This window comes from Balneola sp. EhC07 (assembly GCF_001650905.1).
Classification (GTDB): domain Bacteria; phylum Bacteroidota; class Rhodothermia; order Balneolales; family Balneolaceae; genus Balneola.
This window is the reverse complement of record NZ_LXYG01000020.1, coordinates 307,360-324,668: the sequence shown is the minus strand read 5'-3', so window position 1 is coordinate 324,668 and position 17,309 is coordinate 307,360. Positions and strand designations below refer to the sequence as shown.

The following is a 17,309-nucleotide window of genomic DNA, read 5'->3' as shown; positions in this document are numbered from 1 at the left end:
TCTTCGATAGTTAGTAAGAAAGTACACATAGCCTTTGTTCATAGTAAGTAAGACTGTTTCAAGAGCCATTCCTTACAAAGATCCCGAAACAAGTTCGGGATGACCCTATATGTTTTACTGCCAAAAACCGTCACCAAGTTACCTAACATCTACAAGGATGATGTTGGTTATAAACTAGCTACTCCTTCCCAAAACTTTTCCTCAAAAATGGCGTAATCGCCCAAAACAAATAATTACACTATGACGATTTTAGTTGTTGGGGCGACAGGTGCAACGGGCAGATTATTAGTAAAACAATTACTGGATGCAGATCATGCAGTGAAAGCAGTGGTTCGATCTAAAGATAAACTTTCTGACTTAGCTCAGGAATATCCGAAGTTGATCCTGACTCCGGGAAATGTGCTGGAGATGAGCACGATCGAACTTGCTGACCTTTTGGAGGATTGTGAAGCTGTCTGTTCTTGTCTTGGGCATAATCTGACCTGGAAAGGAATATTCGGTAAGCCACGAAGACTGGTAACGGATTCCGTCAAAAATTTATGTACTGCAATTCAACATAACAAACCATCCGTTCCCGTAAAGATGGTTCTGATGAATACGAATGGAAATACGAACAGAGATCTGAATGAGAATTATTCATTCAAAGATCGACTTGTAATTACTTTGCTTAGATATTTGTTGCCACCTCATGTAGATAATGAAAATGCAGCTGACTTTCTAAGAACCGAAATCGGTCAGGATCATGAATACATAGAATGGACAGCTGTTCGCCCGGATAATCTTATCGATGAAGTAGAGGTAAGTGAGTACATGGTCAACCCATCACCGGTTCGGGGAGTGATTTTTGATTCCGGAAAAACCAGTCGAATTAACGTAGCACATTTTATGAGAAGACTTGCAACAGAATCCGACATTTGGAGCAAATGGAAAGGGCAAATGCCGGTAATTAATAATGTGGAGTAGCTTTTATAATTAGCTTATCAATAAGTCGTCATCCCTGACTTGATCCGGGATCTGCAAAGAGTAGAACGTTGATACACAAAGATATAGAACAAAGCTGTTTCCTCTACAGGTGATGAATCAGCTTCAAAGCTCGTCTTTGCGAGGAGTTTGGTAAGTTTATACAAAATCATAAATGGTCGACGAAGCAATCTCCTTGAATATGCTCAAGAGTAGCGAAAGGGAGATCGCCACGTCGATTTAATTTCGAGTAATAGTTAAGCTAAAAGCCTCCTCGCGAAAGTGACACTTTGAAACTAAATTTGCGTAACAGATCAGTTACATATATATTAGTAACCAATCCGTTACATTTTAAAAATATCAATCGCGTTATGAGAAGGGATGTGTTTCAGGCAATAGCTGATCCGGTTCGGCGGGAGATCATAGAGATCTTATCCGAAGAGCCTTTGAATCTGAATGCCATTGCCGAACAATTCGATATCAGTCGGCCGGCAATTTCACGTCACATTAAAATCCTGAATGAGTGTGGACTGGTCGCTATTGAACAACAGGGACGAGAACGGTTTTGCATTATAAAACCTGATACCCTTGCCGAGATCGCAAACTGGATCGACCCTTTCCGTGAGTTATGGGAACAGAGATTAGATTCATTTGAAATGTATCTGGAACAACTTCAATCAAAACAAAACAAAGAAGAAAATGGAAAAGACTCAAGCTAATGATCCTCGGGTAGCTACTATGGTTCGCACTTTTAACGCTCCAAGACAATTGGTTTGGGATGCATGGACTGAAGCAGAACATTTAGTGAATTGGTGGGGACCAAAAGGTATGAATACCAAAGTAGAAGAGCTGAACTTTGAAGAAGGTGGTTCGTGGAAATATACAATGATGATGCCGGATGGGAATGAGTTTGTGACTGAAGGAACTTTCATCGAAATAAAAGAACCGGAAAAGTTGGTTACATCAGCAGACTTTAAACCCATGACTGTAGATGTAGTGCTCACTGTTTTGTTTGAAGATCTGGGAGAGCAAACTAAGATGACATTCTCGGTAACTCATAAGACGGAAGAATATCGCCAACAACAAGAAGAAATGGGTTTCAGAAATGGTTGGGGTTCTACTTTTGATCGTTTGGAAGTATATTTGAAAGAGAAATAAAACAGAACTTATGATAGCAAGGATTTGGAAAGGTCGTACAAAGCCGGAACATTTTGAGGAGTACTCTCAGTTTATGAGAGATCGAGCAATTCCTGATTATAAAAGCACTGAGGGATTTGTAAAGCTTACGTTTTTGAGGAGGAGAGATGAAGATTTTGCTTACTTCGAATTAATTACTTTTTGGCAAAATATGGAGGTGATCAAAAACTTCGCAGGAGATGATCATGATAAAGCTAAATATTATCCTGAGGATAAAAAGTATTTGATCGACTTTCCCAAAGAAGTAAGACATTTTGAGGTTTTTGCCAATGAGAGATTAGATTAATCAATCATCAAAACCTCATTAATTCCTGCGGTCAGCCTTAATCCACTATCATCTCATCCTTTACATTTTTCAACTCATCAGGGATGCTGTCTTTAATGGTCTCTACAAAAGCGTTCACAATATTTTGTTTCAGGAACTCGCGACTATATACCAACCTGATCTTTCTTGTAGGCACTGGATCCATAAACTCTTTGATTACGCCATTGGTACAGCGAGTATCGTGATCCTGCATAGCCAGGTAAGGCATCAACGTAATTCCGTAATCCTGTTCAACCAAGCGTTTCAGGGTTTCCAGATTTCCGCTTTCAAAAGAGATATTGGAATGCTTTAGTTTGTCGTTGTTCTTCTTACACAATTTTATAGTTTGATCACGGAAGCAATGACCTTCATTCAGTAACCACAAATCCTGAGAATACAGATCATCTATACATAGTTTGTCTTTGGAAGAAAAATCATGTCCCGGCGATAAATAGCCCAGAAATGGTTCCGAAAACAGTTCATGCTCGTATATATGCTGATTGGTGGAAGTAGCGATAATACCAACATCAAAGTGATCTTCATGCAAACCTTCCAGAACTTCACTTGTCAGTGCTTCTTCAAAAACCAGCTTCACATTTGGATGTCGCTCAGAAAATGGTTTCAGGAAAAGAGGAACCAGGTAAGGTGCGATAGTTGGTATGATCCCGATTCGGAAAGACCCTTTCAGTTCACCATCTTTCACGGAAACCATATCTTCTATATGTTTGGAACCGCTTAGTATAACTTTGGCCTGATCAATTATTTGTTCACCAATTGCTGTTGGAACTACCGGAGATTTAGACCGGTCAAAAATTAAAACACCCAACTCATCTTCAAGCTTTTGTATCTGCATACTTAAAGTTGGCTGGGTGATATAGATCTTCTGAGCAGCAGTGGCAAAATGCCTGTACTTATCAACTGCTACGATGTATGAAAGCTGAGTAAGGGTCAATGTTCCGTTTTTAAAATATTATTTATCTAATAGAGAATCATAGAATTCCAGAAGTTCAACCGCATCTTTCTCGGACTTCACCTTATTTCTGTTATCCTTAGTAAATTTTTCCAGTTCTTTTTTATGAGTTCCAAGATCGTTGATCATATTCTTTTTTCTGATTCTCGTTTTCTTGAAAGAACCATCAGTTTTTTTAATGAGGAAGATCTCACTTTTAGAATAACGATCGGTAACCTTTCCTGTTAGCGGGTCTTTAGTGTTTCCTCTGGTCCTAACAGTTTGATGCAAAACAAGTAGTTCTACTTTTCCATCATAAATAACTCTTAATGGTGTAGAAGGAGTTATTTCAAATTCTTCTGAACTATTTCCGTATTTAAAAGTTTCACCTGTTTTTGTGAAAACAAACCCTTTGATCTGTTTTGGGTCCAGTACTTTAATGATTTCCTGTTGCTTAAAAAATAACTCCTGAGTATAGCTGTTATAACTCAGAGGTACTTCTTTACTGAATTTTGAATTGTTAAAGATCACCTTTCCCATCTGCCAGTCTTCACTGTAAAAAGGAGTTCCTTGAACGTCTTTATCGTTGTTCGTTGTATAAATTTGTGTTCCGGTGGAATTTGTAACCTGAACCTGATCCAAAGTAATTTGCTGAGCATCCGTTGCTGTTATCAGAAACATTGCAATCGCAATGGATAGAGAAAGGGTTTTTAGATTATTCATAATGATTTAAAAAGTATGTTATAGGTTACAAACTAAACTAAATTATAGATAGAGTATTACTTTAAAGTATCATAAAATTCCAGAAGCTTAACTGCATCCTCTTCAGATTTTACCTTATTTTTGGTGTCTTTAGTAAATTTTTCCAGTTCTTTTTTATGAATCCCAAGATCATTGATCAGGTTTTTCTTTCTTATTCTTGTTTTAACAAGTTCACCATCTTCAGTCTGAATATAGTAGGCTTCATCTCTGTCAAACTTTTCGTTTAGTTCTCCGGTCATAGGATGTTTGGAGGATTTGTGATCTACAGAAAGATGCTCATAAAGCTTTACATCACCATTATATATGAGTCTGAAAGCTTGTTTACCATCAAATTTATATTTAGAAGATGTTACGCCAACTTTATATATCTCTTCTTTTTTATTAAAAACAAAACCCTGTATTTCATTTAAGTTGATCAATAAAACTTTATCTCCTTCCTTAAAGAACAATTGATTAGAATATGAGTTGAATCTTAGGTTTATATTTTGACTCTGACTTTTGTCATTAAAAATAACTTTTCCGATTTCCCAATCTTCATTCAGAAAAGGGTCGCCTTTTATGTTTCCATAGTCCAGCCTGTAAGTGTCTGTATTTGGATCATACTCAGAAGAAATATTTCTCATCTCTAAATAATACTGTGCATTTATATTTATTGATGCGACGGTTAAAAATAAAAATATGGTTGTAAGTAAGTTTTTCATGGGTTTAATCAACTTTTTGAATGGATTCATTATAGGTCAGTAACTTAGTTTTTTAAAAATAAGTAAGCAACTTAAAGAACCTTTGCTATCAATTTTTTAGGTTAATGTTTATACTCGGGTATGTATTTAATTTTCGATACCGAGACCACCGGACTACCCCAAAATTTTTCTGCCCCAATAACCGATCTGGAAAACTGGCCAAGACTGGTTCAGTTAGCCTGGCAGCATCATGATCACACCGGAAAGTTATTGTCCAGTGGAAATTATATCGTTTATCCGGAAGGATTTACGATTCCGTTTAATTCCGAAAAGATACACGGGATTTCCACAAAACGTGCACAGGAAGAAGGTGAAGATCTCGAATTTGTTCTTCACGAATTTCGTAAAGCTATTGATAAAGCTCATTTCCTGATCGGGCATAATGTAAGTTTTGACGAGAAGATCATGGGAGCGGAGTATATCCGTAAGAAGATCCCGTCAGCTATCATGGATAAAGCAAAGATCGATACCAAAGATGATGGTACTGATTTTTGTAAAATTGAAGGAGCACGTGGTTACAAATGGCCGACACTTACCGAACTTCATTGGAAACTGTTTGATAAAGGTTTTGAAGATGCTCACGATGCAGCAGCTGATGTAGAGGCTACCGCCAGAATCTTTCTGGAAATGGTTCGCTTAGGCGTGACCAAAGTAAATTTCCCGATCGATGCTAAGTTATATGAGCCTTCCGCAAGCTACATGAAGCGGGAGCATTACATTGATCTGAGATCTCCGTCGCGCATCAAAAAAAAAGATGAGGTAGCAGAAACCTCAAAGGATAATGGTAATGAGATCGATCTTAAAGTGGAGATCGACGAAGATATTGCATTCACACATTTACATTGCCACTCTAAGTTTTCGGTGCTTCAGGCTACCGCAGGAATAAAAGAACTGGTAGCAAAAGCCAAAAAAGAAGGGATGCCGGCCGTAGGTCTTACTGATCTTGGAAATATGTACGGAGCATTTTCTTTTGTAGCGGCTGCCAATGATGCAGGTATAAAACCGATCGTTGGTTGTGAATTTTATATGGTTGATGATCGTCACCAAAAGAAATTTACAAGAGATAACCGGGACAAAAAATATCAGATCCCACTTTTAGCTAAGAACCAGAATGGGTACAAAAATCTGGCCAAGCTAAGTTCTATAGGTTTTACTGAGGGATATTACTACAAATTTGCCCGTGTTGATAAAGAAGTGATCAAAGAATATTCCGAAGATCTTATCTGCTTGAGTGGTGGTATTCGCGGAGAACTTGCTGATCTGATCCTGAACAAAGGTGAGGAATATGCTGAAGAAGCACTACAATGGTGGAAAGAAGTTTTTGGGGATGACTTCTATCTGGAAGTGATCAATCACGGGCTCGATGAAGAACATAAAGTAAACGAAGTATTTAAAGAGTTTTCTCAGAAATACGATGTAAAACTGGTTGCTTCAAATAACGTGTTCTACTTGGAACAGGAAGATTCAGAAGCTCATGATGCCTTGATCTGTATTGACGACGGAAAACTGAAGAGTACACCGATCGGAAGAGGTAAAGATTTCCGATGGGGTTTCCCGAATAATGAATTCTATTTCAAGACCACTGAAGAAATGAAAGCGCTGTTTCCGGATATGCCGGAAGCGATATTATCTACTAAAGAAATTGTAGACAAAGTTGAGCCGATCAAGCTTTCAAGAGATGTGATCCTTCCTAATTTTGAACTTCCGGAAGGATTTGAAACTGAGAATGATTATCTCAGACACCTGACATTGGAAGGTGCTAAGCCAAGATACCCTGAATTTACAGATGAGGTAAAAGACAGAATTGATCTGGAGTTAGGTATCATTTCAGATATGGGTTTTGCAGGATATTTCCTCATTGTTCAGGATTTTATTGCTGCCGCTCGTGATATGGGCGTTTATGTGGGACCCGGACGTGGTTCTGCAGCCGGCTCAGTAGTCGCATATTGTACAGGAATTACAAATATCGATCCTTTGAAATACGATCTCCTTTTCGAGAGATTCCTGAATCCGGAACGTATCTCCATGCCGGATATCGATATTGACTTCGATGATGATGGTCGCCAAAAAGTGATCGAATATGTAGTCAATAAATACGGAAAAGATCAGGTTGCTCATATTATCACATTCGGATCTATGGCAGCGCGGTCTTCTGTTCGTGATGTAGCCAGAGTGCTGGATCTGCCATTATCTGATGCAGATCGTTTGGCAAAACTGGTTCCGGAACGGCCGGGCACTTCGCTGGACGACGCTTTTGGAGAAGTGAAAGAACTTCGTGATATGAAAGCCGGAGAAGGTCTGGAAGCAGAGACGTTAAAAATGGCGCATGTGCTGGAAGGCTCTGTTCGGAATACTGGAATTCATGCTGCGGGAGTGATCATCGCACCGGATAAACTCACAGAATATATTCCGGTTAGTACTGCAAAAGATGCTGATCTGTATGTAACACAGTTTGATGGCAGCGTAATTGAAAACGCTGGAATGCTGAAAATGGATTTTCTGGGATTGAAAACCCTGTCGATCCTGAAAACGGCTATTGCATATGTAAAGGAAAATCATGGAAAGGAATATGATCTGGATGAAATTCCTCTTGATGATGAAAAGACTTATAAGCTTTACCAAAAGGGTGGAACCTTAGGAACTTTCCAGTTCGAGAGTGAAGGGATGCGGAAGTATCTCAAAGACTTGAAACCGACTACCATTAATGATTTGATCGCAATGAACGCTTTGTATCGACCGGGACCGATGCAATTCATTCCGGATTACATCAAGCGTAAACACGGAGTTGAAAAAGCGGAGTATGATCACGAATTGATCAAAGATATTCTGGAACCAACGTTCGGGATTATGATCTATCAGGAGCAGATCATGAATGTAGCTCAGAAAATGGGTGGTTACACACTTGGCGGTGCAGATCTACTCCGAAGAGCGATGGGTAAGAAAAAGCATGAAGTGATGGAGGCAGAGAAGCCGAAATTCATTGAAGGTGCTCAGGCTCAGGGCGTTGATGAGAAAACGGCGATCTCTGTTTTTGAGAAAATGCAGATGTTTGCGAGCTACGGTTTCAATAAATCTCACTCTGCGGCTTATTCGGTAGTGGCTTATCACACCATGTATTTCAAGGCGAATTATCCGGCTGAATATATGGCTGCGGTAATGAGTCACAACATGAGTGACATTAAAAAAGTAGCTTCATTTATTGAAGAATGTCACCGCTTGGGAATTGAAGTTGATCCGCCAAATATCAATACGGCACGAGGAAAATTCGTAGCCAAAGACGGGCGCGTTCAATATGGAATGTCGGCAATAAAAGGAGTGGGTTCATCAGCCATTAAACAGATCGTTGAAGAGCGGGAATCAAAAGGACTATTTAAAAGCATTTTTGATTTTGCAGCACGAATAGATTCCAGAGTTTGCAACAGAAGAACACTGGAGAGTTTGATCGCTGCAGGAGCTTTTGATGAGTTGAATGACAATCGTGCCGAGTTGATGATGGGTGTGGAGGATATTCTCCAATATGGTGCCCGCAAGCAGGAAGAAGAGCGATTAAGTCAGGTTAATATGTTTGGTGGTGATGCCGGAGGAGCGATGTCTCAGGAACCAAAACTAAAACCTGTTCCCAAATGGAGTAGTATTGAACGGCTTAATAATGAGCGTGAATTGATTGGATTCTATCTGAGTGGACACCCGTTAACAAAGTATGAAGAAGATATAAAGCTCTTTGGAAGTCAGAATCTGAGTGACGAGTCTATGAACCGACTTCAGCACGAATCTACGATCAGGTTCATTGCTATTATAACCAGTAAACGTCAGGCAACAGATAAGAAGGGAAGACCGATCGCATTTCTTCAGGTAGAGGATCTGCACTCTTCAATGGAATTGGCTGTGTTCAGTAAACAATTCGATCAGTTCTCGGCACTTCTGGAAGTTGATAATGTAGTTTTTATCTCCGGAAAGTTTGTGAAGCGTGAACGGGGTGATAGTGTAATCGTAAACAATATCGAGCGTGTAGAGAATCTCCGTGAAAAAAATCAGGATAATCTGAATCTTAGATTAAAGCTTGATACTGCATTATTAGATGAGGAGATCTTGAACAAAATGGAAACCTTGTTCACTACGAATCGAGGTAGCACCATGGTAAAGATGATGGTACACAGTCCTGAAGCGAATGGGCCGATCAGAATGAATATGAGAAACTTTGTAGTGGATCCTAATCCGGAGTTAATGAAGGGTTTGAGGGATGTGCTCGGAGAAGAAAGTGTGGAGTTGGTGATGGGCGCTTCATAAAGGGGTGCAATCAAGATGATAATTACAAACAATGTGACTAGTTAGCAGATTTATTCGCATATTTAGCGCAGTAACAAAAAAGACATTTAATTTAATTTTTGAACAATGGCAAAAGCATTAGAATTTACAGACGGCAACTTTGAAGCTGAGGTGCTTAACTCAGATAAACCGGTACTTGTAGACTTTTGGGCTGAATGGTGTGGTCCTTGCCGCATGATTGGTCCGGTTGTAGAAGAGATGGCTGGTGAATACGAAGGAAAAGCAAAGATCGGAAAAGTGAATGTGGATAATAATCCTGATATATCTGTGAAATACGGAATCAGAAGTATTCCTGCATTATTGATCTTCAAAAACGGCGAAGTAGTGGATCAGATCGTTGGTGCGGTTCCAAAGCCACATCTTACAAAGCAATTAGATGCACAGATCGCTTAAAACTGATTCTTATTAGAATTTTAAAGCCACTTTGTTAATTCGAAGTGGCTTTTTTATTACCTGAGATAATCTATAGGTCCTGATCAATAATTGATGATATAGCTTCTTCGTCAATGAAATACATATCTATATCTCCTTGTCCTTCAACAGCTACTTTACCTCTATAGTTACATTCGATTTGATCTTTAACCTTATCGCATGTAGTTGCTGAAATATTAATTTTGTTTGTCTCTCCTAATTCTTCCATTCTGCTTGCAAGAATTACAGTAGACCCCCATATATCGTAAGTAAATTTCTTTTTTCCGACAATCCCTGCAATTAAAGATCCTGTATGTATTCCAATTCGCATTTTCCACTTAATAGCAGCTTCTTTGTTTCGATTTTTTATGAAATGCTGCATTTCTGAAGCTGCTTTTACAGCTGCCATAGCGTGATGTTCGAATTCAACCGGCAAACCTGAAGCTGCCATATAAGCATCACCGATCGTTTTAATTTTTTCAAGATTATACTTGTCCATTATATTATCAAAAGCTTCGAATATCTCATTGATTTCACTTACCAATTTTTTTGCAGACATCGTAGCCGCTGTTGAAGTAAAGTTTTCAAAATCTGAAAAGAGAACGGTAACCTCTTCGTATCGTCTTGGTGTTACGGCTCCCTTTTCCTTGATTTCATCAGCAACTTCTCTTGGCAACATGTTATAGAGTAATGAATCACTTTTTTCCTTTTCACTTTCCAGCATTAGTGTACGATTTTTAACTAAGGCTTCGAGTTCTTCATTTTGCTTTTGAATTTTCTCTTTTTTCTTTCTCTCTCTACCGATTTGGTAATTTATGAATCCCATAAGCATGCCTGCTGTATAAATTGAATAGATCCCATAGGCCCACCAGGTTTTCCAAGGTGGAGGTTTGATCGTCAATTTAACTGATGTTCCTTCTTCATTCCACAGACCGTCTTTATTTGACGCTTTTACTCTGAATGTATAAGTATTTCCTGCAGTTAAGTTTGTGTAAGAAACAAAGCGTCTGTTCCCTACATTTTGCCAATTCTGATCGAAACCTTCCATAATGTACTTATACTGGTTCTCTTCAGGAGCAGCAAAATGCAATCCGGCAAACTCGAACGAGAAAACCTCTTCTTTCCAGGTTAGTTCTATCTCTTCAGTTTCTGTGATTGATTTTTTGAGTGGTGAGTTTATGCCGGATATGGGGACTTCTTGATTGAAAATTTGAAAGTCAGTAATAACTACAGGAGGTACATACGGATTATTGCGAATGCTATCAGGTTTAAATACCACCATTCCGTTAATTCCACCAAAATATAATGTTCCATCATTCGATTTGTGGAAAGCTCCGAAACGGTATTCGTTACTTGGCAATCCATCTCCTCTATCATAAACTCGTGCATTGCCGGTTTCAGGATTAAAATCTGCTATACCATTATTGGTACTTAACCAAATATGTCCTCTGTAATCCTCTAATATTCCATATATAACATTGTTGGGAAGACCTTCATTTGTGGTGTATCGAGTAAACTGTTCAGTACTAGGGTCAAATTTATTTAACCCATTAATAGTACCAAACCATAAATAACCTTTAGAATCTTGAGTGATAACGTTTATATAATTATTGGTGATCGAATTCTCGTTATCTGATTGATGTTTGAAAGTCCTAAAGACACCAGACGCTTTATCGTAACGGTTGATCCCAAAACCATGAGTGCCTATCCAAACAAATCCGTTATTATCTTCAAATATCGACCAAATGCTATTATGATTAATAGAATTAGGATCTCTAGCGTCGTGTTCGAAACGGTATATTTCATCAGTATCAGGGTCTAATGTGTTTAAGCCGTTATTTAAAGTTCCAATCCAAATAATACCTCCACTATCCTCAAAAATGGCGGTAATTATATTTCCACTTAATGAGTTTATTTCGGATTTATCATTCTTGTAGCGTATAAATTTGCCGGATTCTTTTTCGTATTTATTTAATCCATCAATAGTCCCTATCCAAAGGTTCTCTTTGCTGTCATAGAATAACACATTTATAAAATCATTACTGAGTGACTCGGGATTTTCAAGATCATGCTTATATGTTGTAAACTGATTTGTTCTTTTATCTAGTTTATTGAGACCACCTCCCTGGGTACCTACCCAAATATTTTTATCATTATCCTCACTTATCGCCCAAATATTATCATCAGAAATAGTGTTTTTTATAGAGGGGGTATTTTGATGAATAGTAAAACTTACACTGGAAGAACGGGTAAATTTGTTAAGGGCACCATTTCTGGTTCCAACCCAAAAAACACCTGAACGATCTTCATAAAGAGAAGTAACAGAGTTATTACTGAGGTTAGTCGGTAAGTTCAAGTCTATAAAACTAATAAACTCACCTGTTTCCCTATTCAAAATATTGAGTCCATTTAAAGTACCTATCCAGAATGTACCTCTGGAATCTTCATACATCGAAAGCACCCAGTTATTGCTGATGCTACTTATATTCTTTTTAACAGAACTGTAATTAGTGAACTGATCATTAGCTGCATCAAACTTATTTAAGCCTCCGGATTGTGTGCCCACCCAAAGAGCACCTAATTTATCTTCGTATAGAGTAACTATCCAGTTATCGGAGATCGATGAATTTTGAACCACGTAATTCCGGATTTCTCCGGTTTCTCTGTTGAATCGAAATAGTCCATTTTCAACTGTACCTATCCAGATAAAGTTTTTGCTGTCATTTGTAATGGTTGTTATTCTGGCATTTTGAAGTGCAGAATTTTTATCCATTTCAGTAAATACAGAAAAAGTGTTTGTATTGGGATTAAGTATATTTAACCCACTTTGAGTAGCTACTAAAATTACACCAAATTCATCTTCATAAAGATCAGTTACATAATTATTGCTGATCGATTTTTTGTTATCAATATCATGAGTAAATCGGGTAAACTGTTCTTTTTCACGATCAAAATGATTTAAGCCACCCCCTCTCGTTCCTACCCAAATAGAATTGTTTTTATCTTCAAGAATAGTAGTAATCTGATTGCCCGAGATCGAAAATGAATCGTTAGGATTATTTCTGTATACCTTGAATTCATATCCGTCGTACCTGTTTAATCCATCTTCGGTAGCAAACCAAAGAAATCCGCGACTATCCTGCAGGATGTCGTTCACAGTACTTTGAGACAATCCATCAGCAGTAGTAAGTTGTTCAAATCGAACAGACTTATTCTGAGCAATTGCGGAACCAAACCAAAATAAAATTATAACAGAAATAACTGTTATTAGTTTCAAAGTCTGAGTCATAACTATGATCCTAATCTTAACCCGATAATTTTCAAACCAGTACTTTTTTATACCCACTTTAATTTAATATTGTCGCTAAGACAACCAGAGTGTAAGCGCAAGCTAATAGTTATTTATACAAAAAGATGTTAGATAATTTTTAGAAGAAGGTTTTAGTTTGACTTAATTGGATTAAAAAGTCAATTACTTAGCCCCATAATTTGTTAGATCTCTATTCTACGAAGACGAAAAAGGAATTAATAAATCTAATCACTCTTCTTTACGAAATACCAAATTCCCCAACCAATTCCGAAAATAGCTAAAGCAATACCAAAGCCACCGAAGAAAGCATATAACAGATAGGGGATGATAATGCTAACTACGATACCGGTAATTGCTTTTATGGGCGAAGCAGCAACACCGGCTGCTCCAAGAAATGATTTTAATACACGTGCTAATCTTGCCAACATGATGTCTCCTTGTTTATAAACTTTGAGAGACTACGAAGTGAGGTATAAAAAGATTCGTTTTAGACTGGCCACTGTCTAACTCGTCCTAAAAGTTCTGTAAGGGCGAATGGCCATTCGCCCTTACAAGAAAGCTATACTATTTTAAAATGTAGCTTTTAAAATATAATTGGGTATCATTCTGTTTGGAGGCGTGCTTACTCCATATAACATATAAGAGTTATAATTCCCGCCTGTAAATACTGTGATCATATCTAACTCAGGCCAGATATTGATCTTCTGCCCACCATTACCTGATGCCATATAAGAATCAAATCTCTTTCCATCCACCATTATATATTTGTGTTCCCATAGATAGCCGAATTCCCCGATTCCATAAGTTGCGAACGATTTGTCTACCCAATCAGATGAAATAATTTGTTCTCCGTTCCACATGCCTTTATTCTTATATAAAAGGGCCCATTTTAACATTTCTCTTGGAGTAAGGGACTTTTGACTAAATGTTGTCCGACTTGAATAGTCGGGTGCAAATCGCCAGTGATAGTTCTTAATACCAAGTTTATCGAAAAGGCTTTCTTTCGCAAATGATTCTAGATTCTCACCGGAAACTATCTCAATGAGTTTGCCAATTGTTAACGCAATACCTGTACAATATGAAGAAGTTTTACCGGGCTCACTAACCATTGGTAAATCAAGAGTGTACTTAACCCAATCATCACTACTCATCATGGCCATTTCATTACCTTTGCTGCTTGGATTATTATTTTCACAATCCATTCCATGCTGATAGGTTAGAAAATCTTTGATAGTTATTTTTCTTTTTCGGCTATCCACATTTTCTATTGATTCATATTCATCATCGAAAAAAGGTAATAAAAGCTCGTCTTCACTTTTGATAAATCCTTTGTCAATTACTATACCAAGCAATGTACCATACAACACTTTTGTAGCAGATCTTAACTGATGAGGAGTAGTGCTATCATATCCATAGAAATATTCTTCCAGCACAAGTTTATCATTTTTGTATACCAAAGTGCTGTGAACATCAGGGAATTTTCCCTCAATAGTTTTTCGAACCATTTCCAGAATCAAATCAGGATTTTCAAGTTCGGTGATATTTCCTGTTCTCAATCCATCGTTCAGTTCTTTAGGAGTTTCATATAAATATCTATCTCCATCATTATTCAAATCAGATCTAGGCTCCATATCAAGACTATCAAAATCTTTTGAAAGTAACTGGAATGATCTCCCATCAACTGTGTAGCTAACCACATCTTTCTCAGAATTCCTCTGAAAGGTGACTATATCTCCCTGAGTATTTTTAAAAGAATCCACAGAATCGTAATAAAGCGGATATTTTGCATAGTCAATAACGGCATATAAAGTCGTATCCATCTTGGAAGCCTGAAGAGTAAGGGTTGTTTCACCTTGATACTCATAAAGTCCTTCGTACTCTCTTAGTTTTTCAAGTAGATCAATTTGTGATGAAGATGTGCAGGAAAGCAGAAGAAATGCACAAAATATAGCTCTGAACATTAAAGAAAGAAATTGATTTAATTAGAGTTGTCAGTTAATACACTTGCTGAAAATAAAAAGGTTACGAAAAGGTTTTGAATAATTTTACCACTAAAAGTTTAAAGCTTTAAAATGAATTAAAATTTAGTGTTTCCATGCTTTTGTGGCACATAAACCCATCAAGCCAAAGCAAATGTGTCTTCTTCTTTGAAGTTGAGCAGGATCTCCAGAATGGGATCCATTGTATCATGTTTCATCAACTCCATTCTAAGTTTTTTCCCATTGTAGATCCCTTTCAGATATTGACCGTAATGTTTTTTCATGATCACAACGCCGTACTTTTCTCCCTGATGAACTACTGATTTACGTAGTTGTTCTGCGCAAACATTGAGTTTTTCTTCTAATGTCGGCTCCGGTAATAACTCTCCTGTTTCCAGATAATGTCTTGATTGTTCAAAGATCCAAGGATTTCCGATGGCGCCCCTGCCGATCATAACTCCATCAACACCGGTTTCGTCGAACATCTTTTTTGCGAGTTCAGGAGAAGTTACATCTCCATTTCCAATAATGGGGATTTCAAGTCCGGGTGTGTTTTTAAGTTTTTTCAACCATTCCCAGCGCGCGTCCCCTTTATATTTTTGGCAACGTGTTCGGGCATGAATTGTTAATGCTTTCACTCCCAGTTTTTGGAGCATCAAAGCAACTTCCTGAATTTTGATGGTATCATCATCCCAACCAAGTCTGGTTTTTACAGTAACAGGTCTGTCTGTAACAGCATCTACAACCGTTCCCGCCATCCGCTCCATCATATCCAGATCTTTGAGACAAGCGGCTCCGGCGCCTTTATTAACAACTTTATAAACGGGGCAACCGAAGTTTATATCAACTACATCAGGATTGTTATTCAAAGCTACCTTAGCAGCACCATGCATAGCTTCTTCACGTCCGCCAAATATCTGAACACCAAATGGTCGCTCACTCTCATCAAAGCTCATTTTATGAAGCGCAATTTCAGAGTCGCGTATAAGTGCTTCTGAGCTGATAAATTCAGTAAATACTATATCGGCACCTTTTTCTCTGCAAATTTGTCTGAAAGGCGAATCCGTAACGTCTTCCATCGGTGCTAAGAAAAGCGGTTTTTTCGGTAAAGTGATGTCATCAATATTCATAACTCAAAGTTAAGAAATGTACGACAATATTTTCAGTATCGATTTTGACAGTCCGTGTTAGTCATTTCGTAGATTAACTGCTATATTTTAGCCTTTAAAATTAATATCAAATTTATTGTAACTATGTCACTTGGAACAAAGAGTATTGAAGAACTTTTAGGGGATGAAGCATCTTTCTTACTAAATCATACCAGTCAAACAATTAAAAGAGAACGTTTGATCAAACCATCAGGGAATTATGTTGATGAAGTTTGGTATCATTCTGACAGAAATAACAGAGTGTTAGGTAATCTTCAGTGGTTGCTCGATCATGGAAGACTTGGTGGAACAGGATATGTTTCTATTCTTCCTGTAGATCAGGGAATTGAGCATTCAGGTGGCGCATCATTTGCAAAAAACCCTGACTATTTCGATCCGGAAAATATTATCAAACTTGCAATTGAAGCCGGATGTAACGGCGTAGCTTCTACTTTTGGAGTACTTGCTTCCATGTCAAGAAAATATGCCCATAAGATTCCATTTATTGTTAAGATCAACCATAATGAATTGTTGACATATCCGAATACTTTTGATCAGATCATGTTCGGTAATATTGAGCAGGCGTACAATATGGGAGCTGCGGCAGTAGGAGCTACTATCTATTTTGGTTCTGAAGAATCAGGTCGACAAATTCAGGAAGTTTCAGAAGCTTTTGCTTACGCTCATGAATTAGGTATGGCTACAATCCTTTGGTGCTACACAAGAAATAATGCATTCAAAGTAGATGGTAAGGATTATCATGCTTCTGCAGATCTTACAGGTCAGGCAAACCATATTGGTACAACTTTAGGTGCTGATATTATCAAACAAAAGCTTCCTACCAATAATGGTGGTTATAAAGCCTTGAATTCAGGTGATTCAAGCTATGGAAAGCTGGACGAACGAATTTATTCTGAACTGACTTCAGATCACCCAATCGATTTAGCAAGATATCAGGTGATAAACTGTTTTGCAGGTCGTGCCGGCTTGATAAACTCAGGCGGAGCATCAGGTGATAATGACTTTGCAGATGCAGTAAAAACTGCGGTTATTAACAAAAGAGCCGGTGGAATGGGATTGATTAGTGGTCGTAAAGCATTTCAACGACCGATCAAAGAAGGTGTTAAGCTACTGAATATGATTCAGGATGTATATCTTGATGAGGATATAACTTTAGCTTAATCGGTGCGTAACAAGTTAGGCCTTGTCGTTAATCGGCAGGG

14 protein-coding genes are annotated in these 17,309 nt (G+C 38.0%); 7 read left to right on the top strand and 7 right to left on the bottom strand.

What is annotated here, in order from left to right:
* Positions 1–240: 240 nt before the first annotated feature.
* The 4 genes from A8B79_RS15820 (at position 241) to A8B79_RS15805 (ending at position 2,443) form a co-directional block, all read left to right on the top strand.
* Positions 241–963 (top strand): NAD(P)-dependent oxidoreductase, encoded by a 723-nt coding sequence (locus A8B79_RS15820; protein ID WP_066224753.1) that lies wholly within the window; start codon positions 241–243, stop codon positions 961–963.
* Between the two features lie 299 nt (positions 964–1,262).
* Positions 1,263–1,679, top strand: coding sequence for an ArsR/SmtB family transcription factor (locus tag A8B79_RS15815; RefSeq protein ID WP_235603777.1), 417 nt, complete (start codon positions 1,263–1,265; stop codon positions 1,677–1,679).
* On the top strand, positions 1,660–2,118 hold the full coding sequence (locus A8B79_RS15810) for an SRPBCC family protein (protein WP_066224748.1): 459 nt from the start codon (positions 1,660–1,662) through the stop codon (positions 2,116–2,118). The genes A8B79_RS15815 and A8B79_RS15810 overlap by 20 nt, the downstream gene beginning before the upstream one ends.
* Before the next feature lie 10 nt (positions 2,119–2,128).
* Positions 2,129–2,443, top strand: a complete 315-nt coding sequence (locus tag A8B79_RS15805; protein ID WP_066224745.1) for an antibiotic biosynthesis monooxygenase family protein — start codon at positions 2,129–2,131, stop codon at positions 2,441–2,443.
* A 37-nt stretch (positions 2,444–2,480) separates the two neighbouring features.
* Here A8B79_RS15805 and A8B79_RS15800 read toward each other — a convergent pair whose 3' ends face one another.
* The 3 genes from A8B79_RS15800 to A8B79_RS15790 are packed head-to-tail and all read right to left on the bottom strand — an operon-like array spanning position 2,481 to position 4,873.
* A complete protein-coding gene (locus tag A8B79_RS15800; RefSeq protein WP_066224742.1) occupies positions 2,481–3,413 on the bottom strand; it encodes a hydrogen peroxide-inducible genes activator in 933 nt (310 codons plus the stop codon).
* An 18-nt stretch (positions 3,414–3,431) separates the two neighbouring features.
* Positions 3,432–4,133: a hypothetical protein gene (locus tag A8B79_RS15795; protein ID WP_066224738.1), complete on the bottom strand. Its 702-nt coding sequence runs from the start codon at positions 4,131–4,133 to the stop codon at positions 3,432–3,434.
* Between the two features lie 56 nt (positions 4,134–4,189).
* A complete protein-coding gene (locus A8B79_RS15790; RefSeq protein WP_153038462.1) occupies positions 4,190–4,873 on the bottom strand; it encodes a hypothetical protein in 684 nt (227 codons plus the stop codon).
* 120 nt (positions 4,874–4,993) lie between these two features.
* On the opposite strand from A8B79_RS15790, the gene dnaE reads away from it, so the two are divergent.
* Together dnaE and trxA are read left to right on the top strand one after the other, a co-directional pair.
* Positions 4,994–9,199: a DNA polymerase III subunit alpha gene (gene dnaE / locus A8B79_RS15785; RefSeq protein ID WP_066224733.1), complete on the top strand. Its 4,206-nt coding sequence runs from the start codon at positions 4,994–4,996 to the stop codon at positions 9,197–9,199.
* Positions 9,200–9,304: 105 nt separating this feature from the next.
* Entirely contained in the window at positions 9,305–9,631 is a 327-nt protein-coding gene (trxA, locus tag A8B79_RS15780) for a thioredoxin (protein ID WP_066224728.1), read from the top strand.
* Positions 9,632–9,701: 70 nt separating this feature from the next.
* On the opposite strand, the gene A8B79_RS15775 is transcribed toward trxA, so the two are convergent.
* From A8B79_RS15775 to dusB, 4 genes are all read right to left on the bottom strand, one after another.
* Positions 9,702–12,938 (bottom strand): ligand-binding sensor domain-containing protein, encoded by a 3,237-nt coding sequence (locus A8B79_RS15775; protein WP_066224725.1) that lies wholly within the window; start codon positions 12,936–12,938, stop codon positions 9,702–9,704.
* 245 nt (positions 12,939–13,183) lie between these two features.
* Positions 13,184–13,387 carry a hypothetical protein gene (locus A8B79_RS15770; RefSeq protein WP_066224723.1) on the bottom strand — a complete coding sequence of 68 codons (204 nt, stop codon included), beginning with the start codon at positions 13,385–13,387 and terminating at the stop codon, positions 13,184–13,186.
* 141 nt (positions 13,388–13,528) lie between these two features.
* Positions 13,529–14,920: a serine hydrolase domain-containing protein gene (locus A8B79_RS15765; RefSeq protein WP_066224720.1), complete on the bottom strand. Its 1,392-nt coding sequence runs from the start codon at positions 14,918–14,920 to the stop codon at positions 13,529–13,531.
* Between the two features lie 158 nt (positions 14,921–15,078).
* A complete protein-coding gene (dusB, locus tag A8B79_RS15760; protein WP_066224717.1) occupies positions 15,079–16,068 on the bottom strand; it encodes a tRNA dihydrouridine synthase DusB in 990 nt (329 codons plus the stop codon).
* Positions 16,069–16,191: 123 nt separating this feature from the next.
* On the opposite strand from dusB, the gene A8B79_RS15755 reads away from it, so the two are divergent.
* Complete coding sequence (locus A8B79_RS15755) at positions 16,192–17,268, top strand: class I fructose-bisphosphate aldolase (protein ID WP_066224714.1); 1,077 nt, start codon at positions 16,192–16,194, stop codon at positions 17,266–17,268.
* The last annotated feature ends 41 nt before the right edge of the window (positions 17,269–17,309 follow it).

Bases quoted from the DNA above. Each gene is read 5' to 3' on its own strand.
- A8B79_RS15820 (WP_066224753.1), top strand. From the start codon at position 241: ATGACGATTTTAGTTGTTGGGGCGACAGGTGCAACGGGCAGATTATTA.
- A8B79_RS15810 (WP_066224748.1), top strand. From the start codon at position 1,660: ATGGAAAAGACTCAAGCTAATGATCCTCGGGTAGCTACTATGGTTCGC.
- A8B79_RS15805 (WP_066224745.1), top strand. From the start codon at position 2,129: ATGATAGCAAGGATTTGGAAAGGTCGTACAAAGCCGGAACATTTTGAG.
- A8B79_RS15795 (WP_066224738.1), bottom strand. From the start codon at position 4,133: ATGAATAATCTAAAAACCCTTTCTCTATCCATTGCGATTGCAATGTTT.
- A8B79_RS15790 (WP_153038462.1), bottom strand. From the start codon at position 4,873: ATGAAAAACTTACTTACAACCATATTTTTATTTTTAACCGTCGCATCA.
- dnaE (WP_066224733.1), top strand. From the start codon at position 4,994: ATGTATTTAATTTTCGATACCGAGACCACCGGACTACCCCAAAATTTT.
- trxA (WP_066224728.1), top strand. From the start codon at position 9,305: ATGGCAAAAGCATTAGAATTTACAGACGGCAACTTTGAAGCTGAGGTG.
- A8B79_RS15775 (WP_066224725.1), bottom strand. From the start codon at position 12,938: ATGACTCAGACTTTGAAACTAATAACAGTTATTTCTGTTATAATTTTA.
- A8B79_RS15770 (WP_066224723.1), bottom strand. From the start codon at position 13,387: ATGTTGGCAAGATTAGCACGTGTATTAAAATCATTTCTTGGAGCAGCC.
- A8B79_RS15765 (WP_066224720.1), bottom strand. From the start codon at position 14,920: ATGTTCAGAGCTATATTTTGTGCATTTCTTCTGCTTTCCTGCACATCT.
- dusB (WP_066224717.1), bottom strand. From the start codon at position 16,068: ATGAATATTGATGACATCACTTTACCGAAAAAACCGCTTTTCTTAGCA.
- A8B79_RS15755 (WP_066224714.1), top strand. From the start codon at position 16,192: ATGTCACTTGGAACAAAGAGTATTGAAGAACTTTTAGGGGATGAAGCA.